Source organism: Aquirufa aurantiipilula, from assembly GCF_019923745.1.
Lineage (GTDB): Bacteria > Bacteroidota > Bacteroidia > Cytophagales > Spirosomataceae > Aquirufa > Aquirufa aurantiipilula.
Genome location: NZ_JAANOG010000017.1, coordinates 1 through 26,253, shown reverse-complemented (window position 1 = coordinate 26,253; position 26,253 = coordinate 1). Strand labels below are relative to the sequence as shown.

22 protein-coding genes and 1 tRNA gene are annotated in these 26,253 nt (G+C 38.5%); 15 read left to right on the top strand and 8 right to left on the bottom strand.

What is annotated here, in order from left to right; translation table 11 throughout:
• Window positions 1–171: 171 nt before the first annotated feature.
• A tRNA-Met gene (locus G9H60_RS12860) sits at window positions 172–244 on the bottom strand.
• 96 nt (window positions 245–340) lie between these two features.
• Between G9H60_RS12860 and era the strand changes: the two genes are divergently transcribed.
• The gene (era, locus tag G9H60_RS12855; RefSeq protein WP_262900045.1) at window positions 341–1,243 is read left to right on the top strand and encodes a GTPase Era; all 903 of its coding nucleotides are present in this window, start codon (window positions 341–343) and stop codon (window positions 1,241–1,243) included.
• Between the two features lie 10 nt (window positions 1,244–1,253).
• Window positions 1,254–2,576 carry a ribosome biogenesis GTPase Der gene (der, locus tag G9H60_RS12850; RefSeq protein ID WP_223144454.1) on the top strand — a complete coding sequence of 441 codons (1,323 nt, stop codon included), beginning with the start codon at window positions 1,254–1,256 and terminating at the stop codon, window positions 2,574–2,576.
• Here the strand turns inward: der and G9H60_RS12845 are convergent.
• Window positions 2,556–3,605, bottom strand: a complete 1,050-nt coding sequence (locus G9H60_RS12845) for a WD40/YVTN/BNR-like repeat-containing protein (RefSeq protein ID WP_223144453.1) — start codon at window positions 3,603–3,605, stop codon at window positions 2,556–2,558. The two genes, der and G9H60_RS12845, sit on opposite strands and share 21 nt — an antisense overlap.
• Window positions 3,606–3,659: 54 nt before the next feature.
• A complete protein-coding gene (locus tag G9H60_RS12840) occupies window positions 3,660–6,098 on the bottom strand; it encodes a T9SS type A sorting domain-containing protein (RefSeq protein WP_223144452.1) in 2,439 nt (812 codons plus the stop codon).
• A 248-nt stretch (window positions 6,099–6,346) separates the two neighbouring features.
• Between G9H60_RS12840 and G9H60_RS12835 the strand changes: the two genes are divergently transcribed.
• Entirely contained in the window at window positions 6,347–8,014 is a 1,668-nt protein-coding gene (locus G9H60_RS12835; RefSeq protein ID WP_223144451.1) for a glutamine--tRNA ligase/YqeY domain fusion protein, read from the top strand.
• Between the two features lie 171 nt (window positions 8,015–8,185).
• On the opposite strand, the gene ftsY is transcribed toward G9H60_RS12835, so the two are convergent.
• From ftsY to rpmG, 3 genes are all read right to left on the bottom strand, one after another.
• Entirely contained in the window at window positions 8,186–9,163 is a 978-nt protein-coding gene (gene ftsY / locus G9H60_RS12830; RefSeq protein ID WP_109324169.1) for a signal recognition particle-docking protein FtsY, read from the bottom strand.
• A gap of 101 nt (window positions 9,164–9,264) precedes the next feature.
• The gene (locus tag G9H60_RS12825; protein WP_109324168.1) at window positions 9,265–9,417 is read right to left on the bottom strand and encodes a DUF4295 domain-containing protein; all 153 of its coding nucleotides are present in this window, start codon (window positions 9,415–9,417) and stop codon (window positions 9,265–9,267) included.
• A gap of 18 nt (window positions 9,418–9,435) precedes the next feature.
• A complete protein-coding gene (rpmG, locus tag G9H60_RS12820; RefSeq protein ID WP_109325429.1) occupies window positions 9,436–9,618 on the bottom strand; it encodes a 50S ribosomal protein L33 in 183 nt (60 codons plus the stop codon).
• 175 nt (window positions 9,619–9,793) lie between these two features.
• On the opposite strand from rpmG, the gene G9H60_RS12815 reads away from it, so the two are divergent.
• From G9H60_RS12815 to lon, 7 genes are all read left to right on the top strand, one after another.
• On the top strand, window positions 9,794–11,008 hold the full coding sequence (locus G9H60_RS12815; protein ID WP_223144450.1) for an NADH-quinone oxidoreductase subunit D: 1,215 nt from the start codon (window positions 9,794–9,796) through the stop codon (window positions 11,006–11,008).
• Between the two features lie 3 nt (window positions 11,009–11,011).
• The gene (locus G9H60_RS12810; RefSeq protein WP_223144449.1) at window positions 11,012–11,989 is read left to right on the top strand and encodes a polyprenyl synthetase family protein; all 978 of its coding nucleotides are present in this window, start codon (window positions 11,012–11,014) and stop codon (window positions 11,987–11,989) included.
• A gap of 126 nt (window positions 11,990–12,115) precedes the next feature.
• Window positions 12,116–12,661: a rhomboid family intramembrane serine protease gene (locus tag G9H60_RS12805; protein ID WP_262900044.1), complete on the top strand. Its 546-nt coding sequence runs from the start codon at window positions 12,116–12,118 to the stop codon at window positions 12,659–12,661.
• A complete protein-coding gene (locus tag G9H60_RS12800; RefSeq protein WP_223144447.1) occupies window positions 12,655–13,827 on the top strand; it encodes a 1-deoxy-D-xylulose-5-phosphate reductoisomerase in 1,173 nt (390 codons plus the stop codon). The genes G9H60_RS12805 and G9H60_RS12800 overlap by 7 nt, the downstream gene beginning before the upstream one ends.
• Before the next feature lie 16 nt (window positions 13,828–13,843).
• Window positions 13,844–15,235, top strand: a complete 1,392-nt coding sequence (rseP, locus tag G9H60_RS12795) for an RIP metalloprotease RseP (RefSeq protein WP_223144446.1) — start codon at window positions 13,844–13,846, stop codon at window positions 15,233–15,235.
• Between the two features lie 66 nt (window positions 15,236–15,301).
• The gene (locus tag G9H60_RS12790) at window positions 15,302–15,742 is read left to right on the top strand and encodes a DUF6702 family protein (protein ID WP_223144445.1); all 441 of its coding nucleotides are present in this window, start codon (window positions 15,302–15,304) and stop codon (window positions 15,740–15,742) included.
• An 89-nt stretch (window positions 15,743–15,831) separates the two neighbouring features.
• Complete coding sequence (gene lon, locus G9H60_RS12785) at window positions 15,832–18,327, top strand: endopeptidase La (protein ID WP_223144444.1); 2,496 nt, start codon at window positions 15,832–15,834, stop codon at window positions 18,325–18,327.
• Here the strand turns inward: lon and G9H60_RS12780 are convergent.
• Entirely contained in the window at window positions 18,288–20,210 is a 1,923-nt protein-coding gene (locus tag G9H60_RS12780) for a RecQ family ATP-dependent DNA helicase (RefSeq protein ID WP_223144443.1), read from the bottom strand. The genes lon and G9H60_RS12780 overlap by 40 nt on opposite strands.
• Before the next feature lie 141 nt (window positions 20,211–20,351).
• On the opposite strand from G9H60_RS12780, the gene G9H60_RS12775 reads away from it, so the two are divergent.
• From G9H60_RS12775 to G9H60_RS12755, 5 genes are all read left to right on the top strand, one after another.
• Window positions 20,352–21,827 (top strand): DUF4301 family protein, encoded by a 1,476-nt coding sequence (locus tag G9H60_RS12775; RefSeq protein ID WP_223144442.1) that lies wholly within the window; start codon window positions 20,352–20,354, stop codon window positions 21,825–21,827.
• A 358-nt stretch (window positions 21,828–22,185) separates the two neighbouring features.
• Window positions 22,186–23,376 (top strand): mannonate dehydratase, encoded by a 1,191-nt coding sequence (gene uxuA / locus G9H60_RS12770; protein ID WP_223144441.1) that lies wholly within the window; start codon window positions 22,186–22,188, stop codon window positions 23,374–23,376.
• A 139-nt stretch (window positions 23,377–23,515) separates the two neighbouring features.
• On the top strand, window positions 23,516–23,920 hold the full coding sequence (rpsL, locus tag G9H60_RS12765) for a 30S ribosomal protein S12 (RefSeq protein ID WP_109324130.1): 405 nt from the start codon (window positions 23,516–23,518) through the stop codon (window positions 23,918–23,920).
• 72 nt (window positions 23,921–23,992) lie between these two features.
• Window positions 23,993–24,460 (top strand): 30S ribosomal protein S7, encoded by a 468-nt coding sequence (rpsG, locus tag G9H60_RS12760; protein ID WP_109324129.1) that lies wholly within the window; start codon window positions 23,993–23,995, stop codon window positions 24,458–24,460.
• A 134-nt stretch (window positions 24,461–24,594) separates the two neighbouring features.
• Window positions 24,595–25,002 carry an RrF2 family transcriptional regulator gene (locus tag G9H60_RS12755; protein ID WP_109324128.1) on the top strand — a complete coding sequence of 136 codons (408 nt, stop codon included), beginning with the start codon at window positions 24,595–24,597 and terminating at the stop codon, window positions 25,000–25,002.
• Between the two features lies 1 nt (window position 25,003).
• On the opposite strand, the gene G9H60_RS12750 is transcribed toward G9H60_RS12755, so the two are convergent.
• Window positions 25,004–25,735, bottom strand: coding sequence for an RluA family pseudouridine synthase (locus G9H60_RS12750; protein ID WP_223144456.1), 732 nt, complete (start codon window positions 25,733–25,735; stop codon window positions 25,004–25,006).
• Window positions 25,736–26,253 lie beyond the last annotated feature (518 nt).

The following is a 26,253-nucleotide window of genomic DNA, read 5'->3' as shown; positions in this document are numbered from 1 at the left end:
TTCTACTTGCTGCACAACCTGCAACTTAAAAGCTAAACTATAATCACGCTGACTGCGCTTCTGATAAGTACGTGGATCTTTTTTCATAATAAGTCGATTAGGTGTCAACTTATTTCAGGACGAGACACATGCATAAAAAAAGACAAATCAGAACGATTTGCCTTTTTAATGTAGCGGGGGCCAGACTCGAACTGACGACCTTTGGGTTATGAGCCCAACGAGCTACCAACTGCTCCACCCCGCGATATATCGGAGTGCAAAGATGCAGGGTTTTGTCGAGAAAAACAAGTATCTTTGTATTTTAATATTCATTCCCTACTAACAGGGCATGTTTTTTCATATGGCATCTCCTCACAAATCAGGATTTATTAGTATCATAGGTAAACCGAACGTCGGTAAAAGTACGCTGATGAATGCATTAGTAGGGGAGCGTTTGTCGATTGTAAGTTCCAAGGCCCAAACCACGAGACATCGAATATTGGGTATGTTGAATGGAGAATTTGAAGGAACACCCTATCAAATTGTTTATTCTGATACACCTGGCGTTTTAATGCCCAAGTATGAATTGCATAAATCCATGATGCAATTTGTGAAAAGTTCATTGGAGGATGCGGACGTTGTATTGTATGTAACGGATGTGTTTGATGAATATGAGGATTTAGAATTTTTAACGAATTGGAAGGATCATACCGATACTCCAATTTTAGTGTTATTAAATAAAATTGATTTAGTCGGAACTGAAAAGCTTCAGGAACGGTTGGATTACTGGCGACAAATTTTTCCAGATAAGCCTATTTTGCCAATTTCTGCCTTGGAATCGGTGCATTTAGATCAAATCTTTGAACATATAGTTGCCAAATTACCTGTTCATCCTCCCTTTTTTGACCCGGAAGAATTAACAGACAAACCAGAAAAGTTTTTTGCCTCGGAGATTATTCGAGAAAAAATATTCATGAATTACAAGAAGGAGATTCCTTATTCTTGTGAAGTAGTAGTCACATCATTCAAGGATGAGCCTACTATTTTACGAATCGCCACTGAAATTTATGTAGAACGCGTCTCACAGCGAGCCATCTTAATTGGGCATAAGGGAGAAAGTATCAAAAAAGTGGGGATAGAAGCCCGCCAAGATTTGGAGAAATTTTTTGGTAAAAAAGTATTTTTAGAGCAATTTATCAAAGTGGAGCCAGATTGGCGTGCAAAGGCTGATAAATTGCGTTCATTCGGGTATTCGCTCGATTAATTTTAATAACATGTCAAATATAGTAGCAATTGTTGGGCGTCCCAATGTAGGAAAGTCGACCTTGTTTAATCGATTGATTGAACAAAAAAAGGCCATCATGGACAACGTATCTGGGGTTACTCGGGACCGCCATTATGGCTATGGTCAGTGGACGGGAAAGTTTTTTACCGTAATTGACACAGGTGGTTATGTTCATGGTTCGGATGATATGTTTGAAGGAGCCATTCGTGAGCAGGTTGAAATGGCCATGGAAGAGGCTGATGTTCTTTTATTTGTTGTTGATTGCCAAGTGGGGTTGACAGATTTAGATAAGGACTTTGCTAAGGTATTGCGTAAATCAAAAAAGCCAGTAATCATTGTGGCCAATAAAGCAGATACACATGATAAGGCATTTGTAGCGGCTGAATTTTATGAATTAGGTCTAGGTGACCCATATGCTATTGCTGCTGAAAGTGGTAGTGGTACTGGGGATATGTTGGATCTCATGGTTTCTCATTTTAAAGAAGAGGGAATTGAAAATCCGGAGGCTGGAGTTCCACGTGTGGCTATTTTAGGTAGACCCAATGTCGGAAAATCTTCATTCCTGAATGCATTGCTTGGTCGTGAACGCTCTATTGTGACGGACCTAGCTGGTACAACGCGTGATGCCATTCAAAATCGTTACACCTTGTATGGAAAGGATTTCATTATTACAGATACTGCCGGTATTCGTAGAAAAGCCAAGATTGACGATAATATTGAATATTATTCGGTATTGCGTTCGATCAAAGCGATGGAGGAATGTGATCTAGCTATTATTTTAGTTGATGCCACTACGATTGATTTCAATACGGGTTTAGAAGCCCAAGATATGAACATCATTAGTATGGCAGATAAGGCCAAGAAAGGGATCGTTTTAATGGTTAATAAATGGGATTTGGTAGCTAAAGATACCAATACTGCCATCAAGCTGGAGAATGCAATTAAGGAGCGTTTAGCACCCATTAATTATATGCCAGTGATATTCACATCCGTGATGGAAAAGAAACGTATCTTCCAAGTAGTTGAAAAAATGTTGGAAGTGTTTGAGAATCGTTCTCAGAAAATTGCTACTTCAAAACTGAACGATGTGATGTTGGAAGTAATCAACAATTATCCGCCACCAGCATGGAAAGGGAAATACATCAAAATTAAGTATTGTACTCAGGTTTCAACGCCTTATCCAACTTTCATCTTTTTCTGTAATTTACCACAGTACATTAAAGAAAGCTATGAGCGTTATTTGGAGAATCAGATGCGGAAGGCTTTTAAATTAGAAGGAACACCTATTTCTTTATTTTTTAGAAAGAAATAATTGATCTAATTCCGCCAGGGAAATTTTGGCTAAAGTGCCTTTTGATCCCACGGCGAATATATGTTTTTTGTGCAATATCACATTATGAAAGTGGGTTTCGCCAAGCGAGATCCACTTTTTAGTTTTAGGGTGATATGCAGCACTTTTCGATGGACCTGCAACAATCCAGTATTTGCCAGTCCAAAGTACTTTTTCCATATAGAAGTTGGGGTAATCATGCAGCTTTTCCCAAGTTAAGCCAGCATCTCTCGTCTCGAGTATCCCAATGTTGTTTTCATTTAATCGTAAGTAATTTCCACCGACAACCCAATAATTAGATTTGTTTCTAGCCCCAATGGAGAAGAAACCACTGCTGCTGTCAGCGGGAGTACTATTGTGCAATACTTGGAACTTCGTAAATGTATTGTCTTGGCTTTGCAAGATTCTAGCCTGAGCAGATCCACCAGTCACTAAATTTAATTTACCATGAATCCAAAGTAATGAAGATCCACTCGCAGCAAATGCTGCTTCTCTAGTCAATAAAGTAGGGAAGGACCTAAGCATGATTTCTTCTACTTTTTCTTCATTTGCCTTGATTCTAAACAATGGAAATTGGCCATTCATAGGATCAGACAACATTATGCCTTCTTGTTTTTTGTGATTCCAAGCAATAGCATCAAAGAAGTAAGGCCCTGTTTTTTTATCAAATAGTAAATGCCAAGTTGAACCTTGGTCCTTACTGAAGAATAATTTAGCAGCGCCTTTATCTGCCGGTCCCGCGCTCATTAACAAGATTTTTTGTTGATTCACGATAGCCAAATCCCTAAAGTCCAATTTGTCAGCACCGGGTACTTGGCTTTCTTGCCAAGTTAATCCGCCATCATGGGAATGTACGATGGTTCCTTGGGTTCCTCCAATCCAAATATCGTTTTTTAAACTACGTATTGCTCGGAAAGATGCCTTTGTTTGTAAAGGAATTGCTGTCCATTGTGCCAAAGAAGGAAGCTGGAAAAATAAGCAAAAGACTAGTAAAGTGCTGGAAATTTTCATGGCATAAAAAAAGCCTCTCGAGTGAACGAGAGGCTTTTGATCAAGTTTTAAATCTTATTTACTAACGATAATTTTACCTGTATAAGATTTGCTATTATCAGCAGTGATAGTTACGATATAGATACCGTTTCCTAATCCTGGCAATTTAAGGATGTTAGTAGGCTCAGGGTTAGCCGCATTTAGAGCTGGAATTTTGCCTGAGTAAACTGGACGACCAACCATGTCATACAATGTAACGGTTGCGTTAGTCCAATCATCTAAGATTTGGATGTTCACACCATCTACATCTGGCTTAGTTACTGGGTTAGGGAATATAGCTACTCCGTTAAACTCAGGATCTAATGTATAAGCATATTTAGTGAAGTCTGTGTAGCAAGTCAATGGGAAACCATCGATAGCATACAAATACTTTCTTCTAACACTGTAATCACCATTCGTTTTTACCTTAGTGATGTAGCTTTTCGAAGGAAGAGCTGTAGTTCCGAATTTCCACTCATAATCACTAGCTGTACCACCAGTTACGGTAGCAGGGAAGTTCAAAGCTTTCAAAGTATACACACCTTCTTTAACGATTCTAGCATCTGTGGCAACAGGATTTTGTTGAACACTTACTTTGATTTTGTTAGAAGCAGGAGAGATACATCCGTAGATATCAGTTGCTCTTGTATAATAAGTATCAGAAGTTTTGATTCCTTCAAATACTTTTAGCGTTGATAAAGACGTATTGGCATTTCCATACCAGTTAACAATGCTGTTTGAAGTAGAAGCAGTTAAAGTTACCGCATTGAATGCACTGTAATCATCATCTTTTCTAGCACAGAAAGTAGTTGCACCACCTGCTGTAATGGTTGGTGCTACTGGAAGTGCTAATACTTTTACTTCAACTGCTGCCGATGCATCAGAATAACATCCATTGGAATTGATGGTTTTAACAGTAAAGGATCCTACTTTGTTGTAATCAATCAAGCTAGTGGTTAATGCATTGCTCCACTCCCATTTAGTAGCTTCACCATTTGGTAAAGAAGAAGCTTGAAGTTGACCAGCAATTGGCGTTCCTTCGCAGAAACCTACTGTAGATGCCGTTACCAATGAACCATTCGCTGGTTTTAAAGCAGTGATGGTAGGAGTAACTGGTTTATCGTAGTTTTTGATTGTTACTTCATCCGAAATTGGTGATGGACAAGATAAGTAAGAGTTTGACAAATAATCAACTTTTACTTTTGCATTTTGTTTGAATATAATACTAGATGTATTTCCTAATGAAGGAGTTTCAACACCATCTACATACCAGCGGAACTTAGAGGGTTTTGTTGGTACGCCAGTTGAAATTAAAAAACCCTCATTACGTACTAAAGAAGCCGAATCAACTTTCAACGTTGTAGTACCTTCTATGCAATATCCTAAATTTCCTGTGATAGGACCTGGCTTAGGAAGATCTACGTAAGTAATACGTACTTGATTGGATTCTTTTGTTCCACAAAGACCTTGTATGTCTTTTAAATCTACATAATAGATAACTGATTTCTTTTCAGCAATGGCAGTTAACACATTACCATTTACCGTTGCTCCAAAACGTTGCGCGCCTAAAATATTTTTTCCCGGAACGTACTCATCGTATGCATACCAACGGAATTCAAAAAAGTTACTGTAACGGTTGAAATCAGGTACATTGGTAGTTAAATCTACTAGGGATCCTTTACAAACCTCTTTAGTGGAGTTATCAGGTAATAGCGCTTTTACACTAGATACAAATAATTTAGGAGGAGTATATGCTTTGGCCACATCAATTCTTTTGTATTGGCTGTATTGTTGAATTTCTGTTGTGGTGCCACTTGAAAAAAAGTTTGATGTGCTTACATATTTGACTAAACAACGTACATTATATGCTCCTGAAAGATATTCTGTACCCTCTACACGCAGGGCATCATTTGAGGATGTCCATAGGGTTCCATCGGGTTTCAACCATTGGGTTCCTTCTGAGCATCCTGAGGCTTTTAAGACTAATCCACCTAGATTAGGATTGTCTAAATCTGCACATGTTCTTTCAGAAACTGATGGATTTGGTTCATATACAGGTAGATTAATTGGTGTAATATAGATTTGAGAGACTCTATCAGAATAACCAATGGGAGCTCCACCTCCAGGAAGTTTACATCTTAGTTCATAGACATATGGAGGAATATTGCCTCCATTTTTTTCATCTAATGTTAATGCATAAGCTGTTACTGGCGAACCATCTCCTGCTCCAGCATATGCTAAGTCCCAAGATGAGGATTGATCATCGTAGTTGGACTTTCCTCCGTTAGTGTAAGAAGACCAATCATAAAAACTGCCGGCAGGGCAGCCTGAAGCAACAAGTGCTTTTGATTCTCCATTAGGAACTAATGCGCTAGATGTGCCAAACTTTCCATTGATTACTTGAGCGGAGACAGAAAATGCCATCAAGGAAACTAAAATGGCTGATAAATTGAATTTGAAGAATTTGTTCATCATGTTAAGAACGAGTTTGAGTAGATTAATTAAACAATAAAGCTACCTATTGAATTAGGCACTAAATTAATTAAAAATATCTTATGTAGGGCAAGAAATTTATTAAATGGCATATAAAACAGCAATTAAATTTGAAAAGCAGAATATTCTATCCGCTTTCTGTTCGCATAGCTTAAATATTGCGTATTTTTGAAATTGAATTAAACATTTTCGACCCTAAAAACGACAGAATTGTCAAGAACGTATATTGAATGGAAGAATTAAAACCAAAATCCCTTAATTTTTTAGAAGAAATCGTACAGGCCGATTTAGCAGCTGGAAAATACCCTCAAGGAATTTTCACTCGATTTCCTCCTGAACCTAATGGATACCTCCATATTGGACATGCCAAATCCATTTGCCTAAACTTCGGTTTAGCCAAAGAATTTGGAGGCAAGACTAATTTGCGTTTTGACGACACCAATCCTATTACCGAAGAGACTGAATATGTAGAATCCATTAAGAAGGATGTGGCATGGTTGGGATTTAGTTGGGCCAATGAATTATATACATCTGATTATTTTGAAACATTATACCAATATGCCGTTCAGTTGATTGAAAAATCATTGGCCTATGTGGATGATTCTACCGCTGAGGAAATTGCGGCCCAAAAAGGAACACCTACCACTCCTGGTGTGTCAAGTCCTTTTCGCAACCGCTCAGTCGAGGACAATATTGATTTATTTCAAAGAATGCGTGCCGGTGAGTTCCCCGATGGAGCTAAAGTGTTACGTGCCAAAATAGATATGGCACATCCGAACATGCACATGCGCGATCCCCTTATGTACCGTATTCGTCATGTGGAGCATCACCGTACAGGTAACGCTTGGTGTATTTATCCGATGTATGATTTTGCCCATGGCCAATCCGATTCCATGGAAGGAATCACCCATTCCATTTGTACTTTGGAGTTTGATGTACATCGCCCCTTGTATGATTGGTTTATTGAGAAATTGGAGATTTTCCCAACACATCAATATGAATTTGCTCGTTTAAATTTATCACATACTGTGATGAGCAAGCGTAAACTTTTGCAATTGGTGAATGAGAAAATTGTTCACGGTTGGGATGATCCTCGCATGCCTACCATTTCAGGCTTGCGAAGAAGAGGTTTTACCCCAGCATCTATTCAGAATTTCTGTGAAAGAATTGGAGTTGCTAAAAGAGATAATTTAATTGATATCAGCTTGTTGGAATTCTGTATCCGAGAAGATTTGAATAAATCAGCCAATCGTTATATGGCGGTATTGGATCCTGTGAAATTAGTTATTACGAATTATCCTGAAGGTCAAACGGAAGATTTATGGATTGAAAACAATCCCGAAGATGAAAGCACAGGAAAAAGATCTGTTCCGTTCTCTCGTGAATTGTATATTGAAAGAGAAGATTTTATGGTGGATCCTCCTAAGAAATTCTTCCGACTTGGACCGGGTTTGAGTGTTCGTCTAAAAGGGGCTTACATTATTCAATGTGAGAGTTTTGAAGTAAACGAAGATGGTTCTGTAAAAGAAATTCATGCCACTTATATTCCTGAAAGTAAATCAGGTCAAGACACTTCCGGAATTCATGTTAAAGGTACGATTCACTGGGTTTCTATTCCTCATGCTGAAGTAGCTGAAGTACGCTTATTTGATCGCTTATTGATTGTAGAAGATGCTTCAGAATTAGGGGATGATTTCATGAAATTCATCAACCCAGAATCATTTCAAGTATTGGAAAAAGTTTTTGTGGAACCAGCCTTACGTGAAGCACAAGTTGAAAAAGCCGTTCAATTTATGCGTAAAGGGTATTTTTGTTTAGATAAAGATACGAAAGACGGACATTTGGTATTCAATCGCACGGTGACCTTGAAAGATACTTGGGCTAAACAGCAAAAATAAAGTCGAAGCATTGCTTCGACTAAATGTGATGCGGGCCAAACAGCAAAAAAGTCGAAGCATTGCTTCGACTAAATGTGACGTGAGCCAAACAGCAAAAAAGTCGAAGCACAGCTTCGACTGAATGTGATGCGGGCCAAAACAGCAAATAAGTCGAAGCATTACTTCGACTCTCTATTTTTTTGCAAAGAGAGATTCAACAAATGTGCTACGATTGAATACCTGTAAATCAGAAATTTTTTCGCCGACACCAATGTATTTAACGGGGATTTTAAATTGGTCAGAAATACCAATGACCACACCGCCCTTAGCGGTGCCATCTAATTTTGTAATAGCTAGCGCCGTAACTTCAGTAGCCTTGGTGAATTCTTGTGCCTGAATAAAGGCATTTTGTCCTGTAGAACCATCCAATACCAATAGTACTTCATGTGGAGCATCGGGGATGAATTTCTGAACGACCCGTTTGATCTTTGTTAATTCGGTCATCAAATTAACTTTGGTATGCAATCTACCCGCAGTATCAATGATAACAATGTCGGCATTCATTTCTACACCTTGTTTAACTGCATCATAGGCTACAGAAGCAGGGTCTGTATTCATTCCATGATCAATGACTGGAATACCAACACGTTCTCCCCATAATTTTAATTGGTCTACTGCTGCAGCACGGAAGGTATCCGCTGCACCAAGAACTACCTTTAATCCATTTTGATGGAATTGAGAGGCAAGTTTTCCAATGGTGGTGGTTTTACCTACTCCATTAACCCCTACCACCATGATGACGTAAGGCTTTTGTTTAGGTTCAGCAAAAGCATGTTGTAAGTCGGCCGACTGGTTTTCCTCTAATAAAGCGGCAATTTCTTCTCGTAAAACTTGATCAAGTTCTTCGGTGGACACAAATTTATCACGCTCTACTCGGCGTTCAATTCGGTCAATGATTTTTAAAGTAGTTGGTACTCCGACATCGGAACTCAATAGAATTTCTTCTAATTCATCCAATACATCTTCGTCCACTTTGGACTTGCCTAGAACGGCTCTTCCCATTTTGGAAAGAAATCCTTCTTTGGTTTTTTCTAGTCCTTTCTCCAAGGCCTCCAGCTCCTCTTGTTCTTGTGGTGCTGGTTTCTTTTTAAAAAAATCGAATAATCCCATGGCTTTGAATGAAAATATAAACGAATGTAACAAAAATAAAAAAAGTCCCTCACGAAGGGACTTTAATATCTAAGCGAAAAAAAGGTGCCCCGCTTGAAAAATTAGTTTTTCAATGCAGCGTTTACCTCATCTTGAAGAATGATTTCTTCTTTGAAGGTATAAGCTCCTGTGGTTGGATTTTTAACCGCTTTAATGATTTTAGCGTATTTTACGCCTCCTTCTTTCTTTAACGTTGCAACTACTTTCTTAGCCATATTTCTTAAGTATTAAAACTATTTGATCTCCTTGTGAAGTGTAACTTTCTTCAATACCGGATTGTATTTTTTCAATTCGATACGAGCAGTCGTGTTTTTACGATTCTTAGTCGTGATATAACGCGACATTCCTGGTAAACCAGATTCTTTGTGCTCAGTGCATTCTAGAATTACTTGAATGCGATTTCCTTTCTTTGCCATAGTATTAAAATCTTTTTTCGCCTCATTTGAAACGGACTGCAAAGGTAGAAGAAATATTTTTTTTCGCAAAGTCTTTAATTAAAATATGTCGTAAAATTTTAAACATATTCGCCATTCGTCCTTAAATCCCTCTATTGGGCTTTTATTTACTGTCCTTTTTTCCCATTTTTGTTTTATGAAGCCCCTTCAATATCAGTACCAAGCCGAGAATTTTGCCTTATCCGACCCTAATCGGTATTCGCTTGAAAATTTGAAATCGGAGGAAATGATCATTTCCTTGGGGCCGCAGCATCCATCTACTCACGGAGTACTTCGTTTGGAATTAATTTCTGATGGAGAATTGGTTGTTGATGTGGTTCCTCATTTAGGTTATTTGCACCGTTGTTTTGAAAAGCACGCCGAAGCATTGCCCTATAACCAAATTATACCCTACGTAGACCGTTTGGATTATATGGCGTCCATGAACTCGGAACATGCCTATGTGATGGCGGTAGAAAAGATGTTGGATTTGGAAGGTAAATTACCTCCAAGGATTGAATATATCCGTGTTTTGGTGGCTGAGTTGAATCGTATTGCTTCGCATTTTGTAGCGGTTGGAACTTATGGATTGGATATTGGAGCGTACACCCCTTTTTTGTGGTTGATGCGAGATCGAGAACATATTCAACGATTATTGGAGTGGTTATCGGGTGCCAGAATGCTGTATAATTATGTGTGGATTGGGGGGTTATTTTATGATTTGCCCGTAGGTTTTGAAGAACGTGTGAAAGAATTGATTCCTGTTTTAAGGGGGACCATTCAAGAAGTTAAAAATTTGGTTGAAGAGAATAGTATTTTCATAAAAAGGACAGCAAATATTGGCGTTTTACCTTTGTCAACCGCCATCAACTATGGATGTACTGGCCCAGTATTGCGCGGATCAGGCTTACCTTTTGACCTTCGTCGCGTAGATGCTTATTCCGTTTATCCAGAATTAGATTTTGATATTCCTATTGGTCAAGGTGCCATGGGACAAGTGGGAGATTGTTGGGATAGAAACCATGTTCGAATCCGAGAATGTGAAGAATCTATTCGCATTGTTGAACAATGTTTGGAGAAATTAGTTGGTGATTGTAAAAGAACCAAAGACTTTCAGCCCCAGTCCATGGTTCCTAAAAAAATTAGACCAGCTGCTATGGATGTGTATGTCCGAGCAGAAAATCCAAAGGGTGAATTAGGCTTTTTTATTCGAGCAGATGGTAAATCTGATATTCCAAGTCGAATGAAAGTTAGGGCTTGTTCATTTCACCATTTGTCGGTATTACCCACCTTAGCCAAAGGAACCTATTTGGCTGATTTAGTGGCGATTATTGGGTCATTGGATTTAGTCATGGGGGAAGTAGATCGATAAATTATGACAAAAGAATTTTTGCTAGCTCTAGATAGTGAAATAGCACTCATGGAGCAGGGGAAACAGCCTGTAGAATTGTATGAGCCTATTCAATATTTAATGGCCTTGGGAGGGAAGCGCATACGTCCCGTGATGTGTTTAATGGCCTATTCATTATTTCGAAATGATTGGGAAATGCAGGTAAAGCCAGCCTTATCTATCGAAGTTTTTCACAATTTCACCTTAATGCACGATGATATCATGGACAAAGCTCCCTTGAGAAGGGGGATGCAAACAGTGCATGAAAAGTGGAATGATAACATTGCCATACTTTCAGGGGATGTCATGTTGGTGGAAGCCTACCAGTTTTTAAATCAAATTGAAGGATTAAATCTAGCCCAATTCCAATATCTCTTAAAACGATTTAGCCGCACTGCTGCGGAAGTTTGTGAAGGACAGCAGTTGGATATGAATTTTGAAGAAAGGAAAGATGTACAAATAGCCGAGTACATAGAAATGATTCGATTGAAGACATCGGTTCTTTTGGGATTTTCCATGGAGATGGGAGGTTTACTTGCCCAAGCTACTCCCGATATAGCTCAACAATTATATCAAATCGGAGAGCTTGTAGGCTTGGGATTTCAATTGAAAGACGATTTATTGGATGTTTATGGTGACCCAGAAAAATTTGGGAAACAAGTGGGGGGTGATATTTTAGCGAATAAAAAGACTTATTTATTGATCCGTGCTTTGGAATTATCTCAAGGGGAAATTCGGAATCAGTTAACCTATTGGATCAATCAAAAACAGTTTGATGCTGCGGAGAAAGTAAAAGCAGTCACTGAAATTTATACCCAATTGGGCTTGAAAGAGGAGGTTGGTTTACAGATTCAATCGTATTTTGATAAGGCATATTTAGAAATGGAAGAATTGCCTTTGCCGCAAGAAAAGAAAAATACATTACTAGCTTTTATGGCGGGGTTGATTCATCGGGAAGTTTAATGTAGTTTTGTGGCAATTATATAGCTTCATCACGAAGCTTTTTGTTTTATGGGGGATTCTATCAGTTTTGTAATCATTATCATTACCGTCTTGGTGTCATTGCTGTGTTGGCAGAAGCCTGCACTCATGGACAAGATGACAATGAATCCTTATAAAATTAACCGTAGGAAAGAATATTGGCGATTTATAACTTCAGGATTCATACATGCTGATTTTACGCATTTATTTTTCAATTTGTTTTCCTTCTTTTTCTTTGGCTTACAATTAGAAAACATATTCTCGATTTTATTTCCTGAATCGGGTCAACTCATTTTTGTGATTTTTTATGTAACAGCCATTGTTGCAGCTGATTTACCGACCTTTTTTAAGCAAGGCAAAAATCCTTATTTTAACTCTTTGGGTGCATCAGGAGCCGTTTCTGCAGTAATTTTTGCGGGTATATTGTTTTTCCCAACAGAGAAAATTTATCTTTTCGGGGTTCTCGGAATTCCTGGATTTATCTATGCTGGATTGTTTACTTGGTACTCCATAGCTATGGATCGTCGAGGAAGAGATTATGTAAATCATTCTGCTCATTTATATGGTGGACTATACGGTTTAGTTTTTGTGACTTTGTTGTATCCGAAGGTATGGTTGACGTTTGTTGAACAAGTAAAAGCCATGCTTTGGTAGTAAATCAAAAACATATTGCCATTTTAGGTTCCACTGGTTCCATCGGGACTCAAACCCTGGAAGTGATTTCTTTGCATCCAAAACAGTTTAAGGTAGCTGTTCTGACTGCTCAGTCGAATGCCAATTTATTGATTCAACAAGCATTGGAGTTTTTACCCAGTCATGTAGTGATTGGAGACGAAAGTCAATATGCTCATGTTAAGGAGGCATTGGCACAATTACCGATAGAGGTACATGCAGGTGCCAAAAGTTTAGAATATGTGGTTTGTTTGGAGGAGGTAGATGTGGTATTAACCGCATTGGTGGGTTATGCAGGTTTGTTACCTACAGTTCGTGCTATTGAAGCAAAAAAACCGATAGCATTAGCTAATAAGGAAACTTTAGTTGTGGCTGGTGCATTAATCATGCCACTTGCCGCCAAGATGGGCGTCCCTATTTTACCTGTTGATTCAGAACATTCTGCGATTTTTCAATGTTTGATGGGAGAATCTCATAATCCCATTGAAAAAGTGATATTAACAGCTTCAGGTGGGCCATTCAGGTCTTGGAAGCGGGAGCAATTAGCTAAAGTGACCAGGGAGCAAGCATTAAAGCATCCCAACTGGACCATGGGAGCCAAGATAACCATTGATTCAGCCAGTTTGATGAATAAGGGTTTGGAGGTCATTGAAGCAGCTTGGTTATTTCAAGTAAAGGCAAGTCAGATTGATGTAGTGGTTCATCCACAATCTATTGTTCACTCTTTAGTGCAGTTTCAAGATGGGTCAATCAAAGCGCAATTGGGTTTACCCGATATGAAATTACCTATACAGTTTGCACTGGCTTATCCCAATCGTTTGGAAGTGGATTTTCCTAGGTTCAATTTTGCCGCTTATCCCAATTTGACATTTGAAGAGCCTGATATGGCTACTTTTAGGAATTTGGGATTAGCATTTGAAGCTTTAGATAAAGGAGGAAATATGCCTTGTATCTTGAATGCCGCCAATGAAATAGCCGTGGCTGCATTTTTAGCTGATAAAATCGGCTTCTTAGAAATGTCTGATTTGATTTCTGAAACCATGGAACGTGGAACTTTTTTGGCAAATCCGACATTAGAAGACTATGTTCAAAGTGATCAATTAAGTAGAGAATTAGCTACCCAATGGGTGGTAAACAATAGTAAATAGCAATTAAAGCAAGATTATGGAAGGTTTGATTATGGCGGGGCAATTGATTTTAGGATTGTCCATATTAGTAACATTGCACGAGTTTGGTCATTTCATTACCGCGAAATGGTTTAAAATGCGTGTTGAGAAATTTTATTTATTTTTTGATTTTCTTTTCCCGATTCCCTCTTTATTAAACTTTGCTTTATTCAAGAAAAAAGTAGGTGATACTGAATATGGTTTAGGCTGGTTTCCTTTAGGAGGATATGTGTCGATTGCAGGGATGATTGATGAAACTCAAGATGCTGCCACCTTGGCTAAAGACCCTGAACCATGGGAATTTAGAGCTAAACCGGCCTGGCAGCGTTTGATTGTTATGTTGGGAGGAGTAATTGTGAATGTCATCACCGGTGTGGTTATTTTCATTTCGTTGACCTATTCCAATGGTAATAATTACATTTCTAAAGAGGAATTAAATAAAAACGGCATTGTTGCTTTGGATTTAGGCAAGCATATTGGTTTAAAAACGGGAGATAAAATTATCAAGGTGAATGGAGCCGATTACAAGCAATTATCGGATTTGCGTTCATCGGATGTGTTATTAGGAGATAATTCATATTACACCGTTTTACGTGATGGTAAAGAAGTAAATATTCAAATTCCAGCCAATTTTATTGCTCAATTGAGTGATAAAAAGTCGGCTTTTATCGAACCTATGACGAAATTTAAAGTGTTGGATGTAACGGCTCCTAATCCTCCGAGTTTGTTGGATAAATGGTTGGGTAAAGAGTCTGAAGAGATGTTGCCAGCTTTATCTGCAGGCTTAAAAGCAGGAGATTACATTACGGCTGTCAATCAAACACCGATTAATTTTTACCATGAGATTCGCGAAGTATTGAATAAGGAAGCGGGTAAACCTATTCGATTAGCTATACTTCGTGAGGGTAAGGCTGACACTTTGGATATGGTGGTAGCTAAATCAGGACAAATTGGTTTTCAAGCGGATATTTTAATGAAAATGTCGCATGAGGATTACAGTTTTGGTCAATCGGTAGGAATTGGATCCAAGCGCGCTTTTTCAGTCATTACGGATAATGTTCGTGGATTTAAGAAAATTGCAACAGGTGATGTATCGGCATCGAAAGCATTAAGCGGCCCAATTGGCATTGCGCAAATGTTTGGTGGTGTTTGGGATTGGACAAGATTCTGGATGTTAACAGGTTTGTTATCTATGGCCTTGGCCTTCTTTAATGTATTACCAATTCCGGCTTTGGATGGTGGACATGCGATATTCTTATTGTATGAGATGATTACTGGAAAACCTGCATCAGATAAAGTGATGGAACGCGCTCAGCAGATCGGAATGATTTTGTTGCTCGCTTTAATGGCCTATACTTTTGGTAATGATATTTTTAAGTCCTTCTTTTAAACATTGAAAAGACAGCTTTTTTTCTTTCTTTTTTTTCTGTTGATATCTGTTGAAAGTGTAGGAAGAATGGAGCGGCATCCTTTTCACACGAGTGTAACGGAATGTGTCTACAATGAAAAAGAAAAATCCTGGGAGATAGCCATTCGTTTGTTTCAGGATGATTTAGAACAGGGATTAAGTAGCTTTCATGGAAAAAAAGTGAGCTTTGAAAAAGCTACTAACCTGGATGAGCTACTGGAATCGTACATTCGCAAGCATTTTGGTTTTCAAGTAAATAAGCAATTACAAACTCCCTATCGCTGGATTGGCTGGGAACCGAATCCAGATGTGATATGGGTCTACTTGGAAATTCCATCGGATCAAGATTTAGCAGGAGTATTTGTCATGAATGACCTATTAGTGGAACAATTCCCTGATCAAACAAATTTGCTACATTGCGCTAGAGGAGAAAAAAAGAAATCGTTTTTATTTCAAAAAAATCAAGTTCTCCATCAGATAGTTTGGTAAATTTTCTGCCAACTTGTCTTGTGGCATGAAATTTGTTTAAACTCCATACGTCTTTCAAGATTGGAGGGTAAGATTAAATAAATGTGTGTATGAATAATCCCAATGACCTTTTTAAGCATTTGAGCCTATCGGATATATCCGATTTCGAAAATATAGAGTTGATTCCGATTGGAGCGGAGGGCTTGGAAAATAATGACAAAATGAGTGTTTTGTCAGATGAGCTTCCTATTCTGCCAATTCGTAATATCGTTTTATTCCCAGGTATGGTGATTCCAATTACGGTAAGTCGCCAGAAATCAGTACGATTAGTCAAAAAAGCCTATAAAGGAGATCGTACCATTGGGGTATTAGTACAAGCTAACAATTCGAAAGAAGAGCCTCAACCCGATGATTTATATAAAGTGGGTACGGTAGCGCATATTGTTAAGATGTTTGTATTGCCTGGTGGAAACACCACCATTATTGTACAAGGGCGCAAACGTTTTGAGGTAAGGGAATTCATTAAAACGGACCCAAACTTAATTGCGAAAGTCAATTATTTGGAGGATAATTTTCCTAAGAAATTGAACAAGGAAAATAAGGCTTTAGTCTCTACTTTAAAGGAATCAGCACTCAAAATATTGAATCTGAATCCTGAGATACCTAGAGAGGCACAGATCGCTTTAGATAATATTGATTCTTCTGCTTTTTTGGTCCATTTTCTTTCATCTAATATCAATGCGGAATTAAAAGACAAGCAGGAATTACTGGAAACCTTAGATGGGATAGAGCAAGCTACGCATCTATTGGAGTACATGATGAAGGAAATTCAGCATTTGGAATTGAAGCGGGAGATACAAAGTAAAGCGAGTAGTGATATCGATCAGCAACAAAGAGATTATTACATTCGCCAGCAAATCAAAGTTTTGCAGGAGGAGTTGGGAGTAGAGAGTCCGGAGCAAGAATTGGATGGTTTGCGTGCTAAGGGTGCCAAGAAAAAATGGTCAAAAGAAGTCAATGATTTTTTCTTGAAAGAATTATCGAAACTACAAAGGACCAATTCCATGTCGGGAGAATATCCGATGTTGATGAATTTTGTGGAATTATTGGTTGATTTGCCATGGTCAGAATATACCAAAGATCATTTTGACTTGATAAAGGCTAAAAAGATTTTGGATGCGGATCACTTTGGATTGGAAAAAGTCAAGGAGAGAATTATTGAATACTTAGCTGTTTTGAAAATGAAGGGAGACATGAAAGCGCCTATTTTGTGCTTATATGGCCCTCCAGGAGTTGGAAAAACGTCATTAGGAAAAAGCGTAGCTAAGGCATTGGGTCGCAAGTATGTCCGAATGGCATTGGGAGGTTTACGGGATGAGGCGGAAATTCGTGGACATAGAAAAACCTACATTGGAGCAATGCCAGGAAAGGTGATTCAAAACATTAAGAAGTCGGGATCTTCAAATCCGGTATTCATTTTAGATGAAATAGATAAAGTAGGTTCAGATCACCGAGGAGATCCTTCATCGGCATTATTGGAAGTTTTGGATCCTGAGCAAAACAATAGTTTCATGGACAATTACTTAGAGGTGGAGTTTGATTTATCTCGAGTGATGTTCATTGCTACGGCCAATAATTTGGATACAATTCACCCAGCCTTGCGTGATCGTATGGAGATCATCGAGGTGAGTGGTTATACCATGGAAGAAAAGGTACAAATTGCGAAGAAGCATTTGTTGCCGAAACAAAAGAAAGAACATGGTTTGGAAAAGGCAGACTTTAGCATGACCGATGCCGCAATTCAGAAAGTGGTAGAGGGTTATACACGAGAATCCGGTGTTAGAAAATTAGAACAAGAGCTTGGAAAAGTAGTGCGTAAAATCACTAAATCTATTGCTATTGGAGAAGAATATCCTCATAAATTACAAGCTGCTGATGTGGTTCGTTTACTAGGTCAGGAAAATTTTGAGAATGATTCTTATGAGAGTAATGAATATGCTGGAGTTGTGACAGGATTAGCTTGGACGCCTGTGGGAGGAGATATTTTATTCATTGAAACCTTATTGAATCGGGGAAAAGGTCAGCTGACTTTATCAGGTCAATTGGGAGATGTTATGAAGGAATCAGCCATGGCTGCTTTAAGTTTTTTGAAAGCTCATGCCGATTTATTAGACATTGATTACCGAATTTTTGATCAGTATAATTTGCATATTCACGTTCCAGCAGGTGCGGTACCTAAGGATGGCCCTTCGGCGGGAATTACCATGTTGACAGCTATAGCTTCCGCTTTGACGCAAAGGAGGGTAAAACCAAATTTGGCTATGACGGGAGAAATAACTTTACGTGGAAAGGTGCTTCCTGTAGGAGGTATTAAGGAAAAAATCCTAGCTGCCAAGCGCGCAGGCATCAAGGAGATTATTCTGTGTCATAAGAATAAAAAAGATATTGAAGAGATTGAACCTAGGTATATTACGGATCTTACTTTTCATTATGTAGAAAATGCCATGGAAGTATTGGCCTTAGCCTTATTGCATGAGCAAGTTAAGAATCCGGTACATTTTGTGCTTCAAGATGAGGCTAAACCTAATTCATCAGTATCGGTATAGGTGATTTCACCCATTTCCAATGCATATTGAATGATTCGGATGGCTTCGTCTTTGGAAAGAGGGCGAAGGCAATCTACCAGATTTTGTAAGCTTAAAGAACCATGTTGGAGGTAATGTAAAATTAGTTTGCGCTCACTTTCATGACTTTCAGGATAGGCCTTCCCCGTGGAGGCCTTTTTTTGTTCGATGCAAGTATCACAAATACCACATTTTTTGTCCAAATTCTCACCAAAATAGGCCACTAGTAACCTAGTTCGACATATTTTTTTGTCTCGAACATAATGTTCAACAGCTTTGATTTTATGTAGGCTTCTTTCTTTTCTTTTATGGTAAGAGGTCCAGTCAATTGGTAATTGGGAGGCGGAGGCTCTAGGACAGAGAAGTGTTAATTTTGGTAAGCCATTTTGTTTATCGTACTCCAATATTTCAAATTTTTCTAATAAGGCTAAGCTTCGTTCTACTTCGGCCACAGGAGCTTTAAATTGTTGAGATATAGCTACTTCAGAAATTGGGATAAATTGTTGGTATAAATTTCCACCAAACATTCTAAGAAGACATTTGATGAATGACTCAAATTTTTCATTTCGAATTTGAAAGTCGTATAATTCAGTGGCAGAAACATTGAATTTGATTTTGGAAGGGTTTTGGTAGGCATCATTTAACAAAAATAAACCCTCGTTTTCCAGTGTCTTAATGGCGAAAAAAGTTTCTGATGGAGGGAGGTTAAAACGCTTTGCTAGGTCAGCCCATTCAAAGTCATAGTGCATGAGTTCCCCGCTACCCTCAGGTATTTGCAAATAATTACTAATAGCTTGGTATACTTTTTTAAGCACCTCCGCTTCTGGATAGGATTTAGTCCATTGAGTGTTTAGCTCAACGATATCTTTTTCTTCAACCAAAATAGCGGCATAGGCTTTTTTTTCATCCCGACCAGCCCGACCAGCCTCTTGGTAATAAGCCTCTAAAGAATCGGGTAAATCCAAGTGGACAACTAGGCGTACATCTGCTTTGTCGATACCCATACCAAAGGCATTGGTAGCTACTATTGTTTGAATTCTACCCTCAATCCATTCTTTTTGTCGAGCGCTTCTCTCTTTTGGGTCTAAGCCAGCATGATAAAATGTAGAGGAGATTCCATTGTGTTGAATTAGATCGCTGATTTGTTGGGTCTTTTTCCTATTTCGAACATAAATGATAGAAGATCCTGGTACGCGTTGAAGCATTTGAACCAACTTTTTCTCTTTATTTTCCTCCCAGAGAACGGAATAGGAAAGATTAGCTCGACTAAAGCTTTTTTGAAAAATTTGTGGTTTTTTGAAATCTAGCTTTTGTATGATGTCTGCTTTAACTTCAGGATTTGCACTAGCTGTTAAGGCGATGCAGGGGGTATTGGGGAATAAATTTTTGAAAGGTAAAATTTCCAAATAGGAAGGACGGAAATCATAGCCCCATTGGGATATACAATGGGCTTCATCCACAGCAATGAGCGAAATGTTCATTTGCTTAGCTCTTTCTAGAAACAATTCTGTTTTTAGTCTTTCGGGTGAAACGTATAGGAATTTGATATTACCATAAATACAATTGTCGAGAAGAATATCAATTTGTCTGAGATGCATGCCTGAAAAGAGGGCTTCGGCTGCGATGCTTCGTTGTTTTAACTGATTGACTTGATCTTGCATTAATGCAATCAAAGGAGAAATAACGAGGCAAATGCCTTCCATGGCCATGGCAGGAACTTGAAAGCAAATGGATTTTCCTCCACCCGTAGGCAATAAAGCCAGAGTGTCTTTTTTATCTAATATGGAAAGTACAATCTCTTCTTGAAGTGGACGAAAAGAGTCGTAATTCCAGTATTTTTTCAGAATGGCGTGGATATCCTGCATTGGTTATTCAAAGCTACCAAAAAAATGGGCATAGAGTTCATGCATAAGTTGGAGAAAATTTGAGACATGAATAGAATAAATACGGACTAGATGGTGAAATTTTAGACGATTCCAATTAAATTTAGGAATAAATATGTACGTATGTTGACAGAAAAGGACAAATTACAATTAGGCAAACGAGGTATCAGTGAGCAAGAAGTAAATCAACAAATTGATTATTTTAAGCAAGGCTTTCCTTGGATGAAGTTGGATCGTGCGGCAAGCATTGGGAATGGAATTATTCATTTGTCGGATGCTGACGTGGATCGGTATGTCAAGCGATTTGAGGATGCCAAAAAGACCTTGTCCATTTTGAAAATGGTTCCTGCTTCAGGAGCAGCTACCCGTATGTTTAAGTCCTTGTTTGAGCATTTGTCTGAAGCCAAACCGAATAAGGAATCTTCGGCATTTTTTGATCGACTAAGTGAATTTGCTTTTGCTCCTGAATTAAAGAAATTGTTGCCAGAGTGGTCAACTGAGCAGGAGATTTTAGAAAATTTATTATTGAGTAAAGGTTTAGATTATGGATCATTGCCCAAGGGTCTATTGTCATTTCATTATTATGAGGATGGGGTAAGAACGCCTTTGGAGGAACATTTGGTGGAAGCTGTAGAATATGCTTCAGATGGGAAAGATGCATATTTGCATTTTACAGTTTCACCGGAGCACCGCAGTCGTTTTGATGCATTGGTGAATCAAGTAGTTCCCAAATTGGAAAAAAGATATCAAGTGAAATTTCATATTAGTTTTTCAGAACAAAAGCCTAGTACGGATACTGTGGCGGTCGATATGGAAAATAATATATTCAGAGAAGCAGATGGTTCGATGCTGTTTCGTCCAGCGGGCCATGGGGCATTATTAGAAAATTTAAATGATTTGGATGCAGATTTGATCTTTATTAAAAACATTGACAATGTAGTTCCAGACAAGTTGAAAGATAGCACTATTGTCTATAAAAAAGCGCTGGGAGGGTTATTGGTAGAGATATTAGATAAAATTAAAGCTTATGCCAAGGTGCTAGAAGGTGAGGTCAGCACAACTATTTTGCAAGAAATTCAAGATTTTGCCTCAACCTATTTAGGAATTCAACCAGGTAAAGCTTGGGATGAACATACCCAAGCAGAAAAGCTAGCCTTATTCCAAAAGATTTTTAATCGACCTACGCGCATCTGTGGGGTAGTTAAAAATACAGGAGAGCCAGGTGGAGGTCCATTTTGGTGTCGGGATCAGGAAGGTAACAGCACCTTGCAATTGGTGGAATCTGCTCAGGTGGATATGTCCAATGAATCACAAAAAGCTATTTTCACAGGTTCCACGCACTTTAATCCTGTGGATCTAGTATGTGCGACCAAGGATATCCATGGGAAGTCATTTGATTTACTACAATACCGTGATATGAGCACCGGTTTTATTACTGAAAAAACAAAAGACGGGAAGAAACTAAAAGCGCAAGAATTACCTGGCTTGTGGAATGGGGCAATGGCTTATTGGAATACCATATTTGTGGAGGTTCCATTGGATACCTTTAATCCGGTAAAAACGGTGAATGATTTATTAAGGCCATCACATCAAAATTAAGAGTTGTTTTGTTCCTGAATAAAAAGGATTTAATTTTGCGGCCTTTGAAAGCGATAGATATTAAAGAAAGTATATAAATGCTTGATTACAAAAACCTTGCTTGGTATCCAGGCAAGGTTTTTTTTGTCCAATAACTTGGTCAAAATTATCAATGTTTTCATCAAATTTTGAGTAGGAAAGGCTAATTTTGTGCTCTTATTCTTAAAGATTTGTCAACTTTTCAAAAGTTGACAAATCTAAACGGTCTAAGGGGCAAAAAGCATTTGAATAGGGAATGGATGGGATAATTCCTAAATTTTTGTTGTTACCAGGAAAACGAATAAGATAATATTTCAAAAGATTAATACACAGAATTACTATGGCATTAGAACAAACATGGCGATGGTTCGGACCCAATGATCCGGTAAGCTTATCGGATGTCCGACAAGCAGGTGCTACGGGCATTGTGAATGCCTTGCATCAAGTTCCCAATGGAGTCGTTTGGGAATTGGATGATATTTTGGAGCGCAAGCAAATAATAGAAGCAGCAGGTCTAACGTGGTCCGTGATTGAAAGTATTCCTGTTCACGAAGCGATAAAAACACGTTCGGGCGATTTTAAGAAATATATTGAAAATTATAAGCAGTCAATTCGCAACTTGGCCAAAGCGGGCTTGGATACTGTTTGCTATAATTTCATGCCAATTTTAGATTGGACCAGAACTGATTTGGATTTTGAATTACCTGATGGATCCAGAGCTTTACGATTTGATTCAGCTGAATTTGCGGCATTTGAATTGTATTTACTGAAAAGGCCAGGTGCGGAAAACCACTATAGTTCGGAACAAATCCAACGAGCAAAGACTTGGTTTGATCAGTCTAGTCCAGCCCAAAGAGAGAAGTTGATTCGTAACGTCATAGCTGGATTACCTGGGAGTGAAGAAAGTTTCACCTTAGTTTCATTTCAGCAGGCTCTTGATACGTATGAGCATGTAGGGGAGACAGAGTTAAGAGAGCACTTGTATGAATTCATTCGGGAGATTACACCAGTGGCTGAAGAAGCAGGAGTGAATTTATCCATTCACCCTGATGATCCACCTTATCCTATTTTGGGTTTGCCGCGTGTGGTTAGTACAGAATCAGATGCTAAGCAATTATTAGCTGCTTATGAAAGTCCGAATAATGGTTTGTGCTTCTGTACAGGTAGTTATGGAGTTCGTGAGGATAATGATTTGGTAGGTATGGTAGAGCGATTAGGAGATCGCATCAATTTTATTCATTTGCGAGCAACTCGTCGGGATGAATTTGGTAACTTCTATGAAGCAGACCATTTGGACGGGGATGTGGATATGTTTGGAGTGATGAAAGCCTTGGTTTTGGAACAAAAAAATCGAATTGAGCAAGGACGAAAAGACGTTAGAATGCCATTTAGGCCCGATCATGGACATAAAATGTTGGATGATTTGCAAATAGGCAAAAAGACCAATCCTGGCTACACTGCTATAGGTCGCTTGAGAGGATTAGCGGAACTTAGAGGACTAGAATTGGGAATCGAAGGATTTTTGAAATAAAATTCCAAAATGATGTTTTGAATTCTATTTCTAATTGCTAACTTTGCACCCCCGTTACTATGGCATTACTCTATCCAAATGAGTTTAAGCAATTTAAGGGGATAAAAAAGATTTAAAATTTAAACGGTAATTATTTAAAATGCCAACTATTCAGCAATTAGTGCGCAAAGGCCGTGAGCAAATGACTTGGAAATCTAAGTCACCTGCTTTGGATTCTTGTCCACAAAGAAGAGGAGTTTGTACACGTGTGTACACAACTACTCCAAAGAAACCAAACTCAGCTATGCGTAAGGTAGCTCGTGTTCGTTTAACTAACCAGAAAGAGGTGAATGCCTACATTCCAGGTGAAGGTCACAATTTGCAAGAGCACTCGATCGTATTGATTCGTGGTGGTCGTGTAAAAGACTTACCGGGTGTGCGTTATCACATCATTCGTGGAGCATTGGACACAGCCGGTGTATCTGGTCGTTTACAATCTCGTTCTAAGTATGGTGCTAAGCGTCCAAAACCAGGTCAAGCAGCAGCTCCAGCTAAGAAGAAGTAACATTTTTTAACACAAAGATCCAGTATGCCTCGGTGAAGGCAGAAGGTTGGGTCGACATTAAACATTAACACCATGAGAAAGGCGAAACCAAAAAAGCGCTATTTATTGCCAGACCCTAAATTTAGGGATGTATTAGTAACTAAGTTTGTAAACAACTTGATGTATGACGGTAAAAAATCAGTGGCATTCACTATTTTTTACGATGCTTTGGACAAAGTAGAAGAGCGTACTAAAGAGAATGGATTAGAAACTTGGAAAAAAGCATTAAACAATGTAATGCCATCTGTAGAAGTGAAGAGTCGCCGTGTAGGTGGAGCTAACTTCCAGGTTCCAACGGAAGTGCGAGCTGAACGTAAAGTTGCGTTAGGAATGAAGTGGTTAATTGGATATGCAAGAAAAAGAGGTGACAAAACAATGATGGATCGCTTAGCGAACGAAATCATTGCTGCATCAAAAGGTGAGGGAGCTGCTGTGAAGAAGAAGGATGATACACACCGTATGGCGGAAGCGAACAAAGCGTTCTCACACTTCCGTTTTTAATAATTGATTTTATAGAAGGCCAACCGCAAGGTTGGCCTTTTTTATTTAAGCTGATTTTTATCACAATTGCAGAATTTGGCAAATCTTGATAAAATGTTTAGCTTTGGTCAGATCCTATTTAATCCCAATTACAAATGATTTCTAAGAAGGCAAAGTATGCTTTGAAGGCCTTGAAAGTGTTAGCTCAGGCTTATGAAAAAGGCCCGTTGTTGATTTCTCACATTGCAGAATCAGAGAATATTCCTAAAAAGTTTTTAGAAGCCATTCTATTGGAATTAAGAAATCATGGAATTTTACAAAGTCAAAAAGGCAAAGGGGGTGGATATTATTTACGTATTCCTCCTAGTCAAGTGACTTTTGCCAAAATTATTCGAATTGTAGACGGGCCTATTGCGCCAGCACTTTGTGTTTCCTTGCATTTTTATGGAAAGTGTGACGACTGTGCCAATGAGGAAACCTGTAAGTTGCGTTCCGTTTTGGCTAAATGGCGTGATGCCAATTTATCAGTTTTGGAAAAAACAACTTTAGAAGAGCTGATCTAGGCTATTCGTATAAGTGATCTAAATTCTTTTCTTTTACTTCTTCCGGATCTAGTTCTAGGAATTCTTCCCAGAAAGGATTGTTGGGCACCGCTGCTTTGCAAATAATAGGAGTCTTTTTGATGGGATGAACAAAGTATAATCTACGTGCATGTAAGTTGATACTCGCATCTGGGTTCGGGCGGTCATAACCATATTTGATATCTCCTCGGATGGGACATCCCAAAGTGGCCAATTGTACGCGAATTTGATGAGGTCTACCAGTGATTGGTTCTACTTCAATCAAATAATGTAAATTAATTTTTCCTAGTAATTTATAGTTTAATTCGGCTTTTAGCGCTTTGTCTTCCGGGTAATCATAGGCCGTAGTGGTATTTTTGGCTTCATTTTTCAAAAGCCAATGCGTTAACTTTCCTTTAATAGGATCCGGTTTTCTGCGGGTAACTGCCCAATAGGTTTTTTGGATTTCTCTTTTGCGAAATAGTTCCATCATACGTTCCAAAGCTTTAGAAGTACGAGCAAATACCACCAAACCACTTACGGGGCGGTCCAAACGATGTACAGGATGTAAGAAAACAGCACCTGGTTTTTGGTATTTTTCCTTGATGTAATCTTTCAATACATCGGTTAATGTACGGTCGCCAGTACTATCTCCTTGAACCAATATTCCTGCCCTTTTATTGACAATTAGTAGGTGATTGTCCTCGTATATGATGTGGTAGTCTTTCATTTTAATCCTTCTACAAGGCCTGAATTGGCTCAGTCTTGCGATGACAAAGGTAGGACTATTTTGTTAAATCCTTTTTAATTTTTGAATGGTGGAAAATTATTCCAGATTTTTTCCACTTGATATTCAGCGAATTAGTAATAAATCTAAATTTTTTTTGAGTAATGATTTGGAATAAGGAAAATAAACCTACATCTTTGCACTCCGATTTAGCGACTACAACGGCAGTCGTTCGAAGTACAGAGGCCTTAGGGCTTAAAAAAGAGAAGGAATAAAAAAGAGCGAACTTGATAAGAGTTCAATTTTTTTTGCCTGAGATTTTTTAAGGAATTAAGGAGAGAAGTACAAAGAGTTCTTTGACGTGTTGATAAAAGGAAAAAGTTCATAACTAGTTAAAATAGTTATGAAGAGAAGAAATAGCATTCAAGACAAGGATAATGACAATTCTTATTTTAATAGTAAGAGCAAAGTCAAACATCCAAAGATTATTTACAATGGAGAGTTTGATCCTGGCTCAGGATGAACGC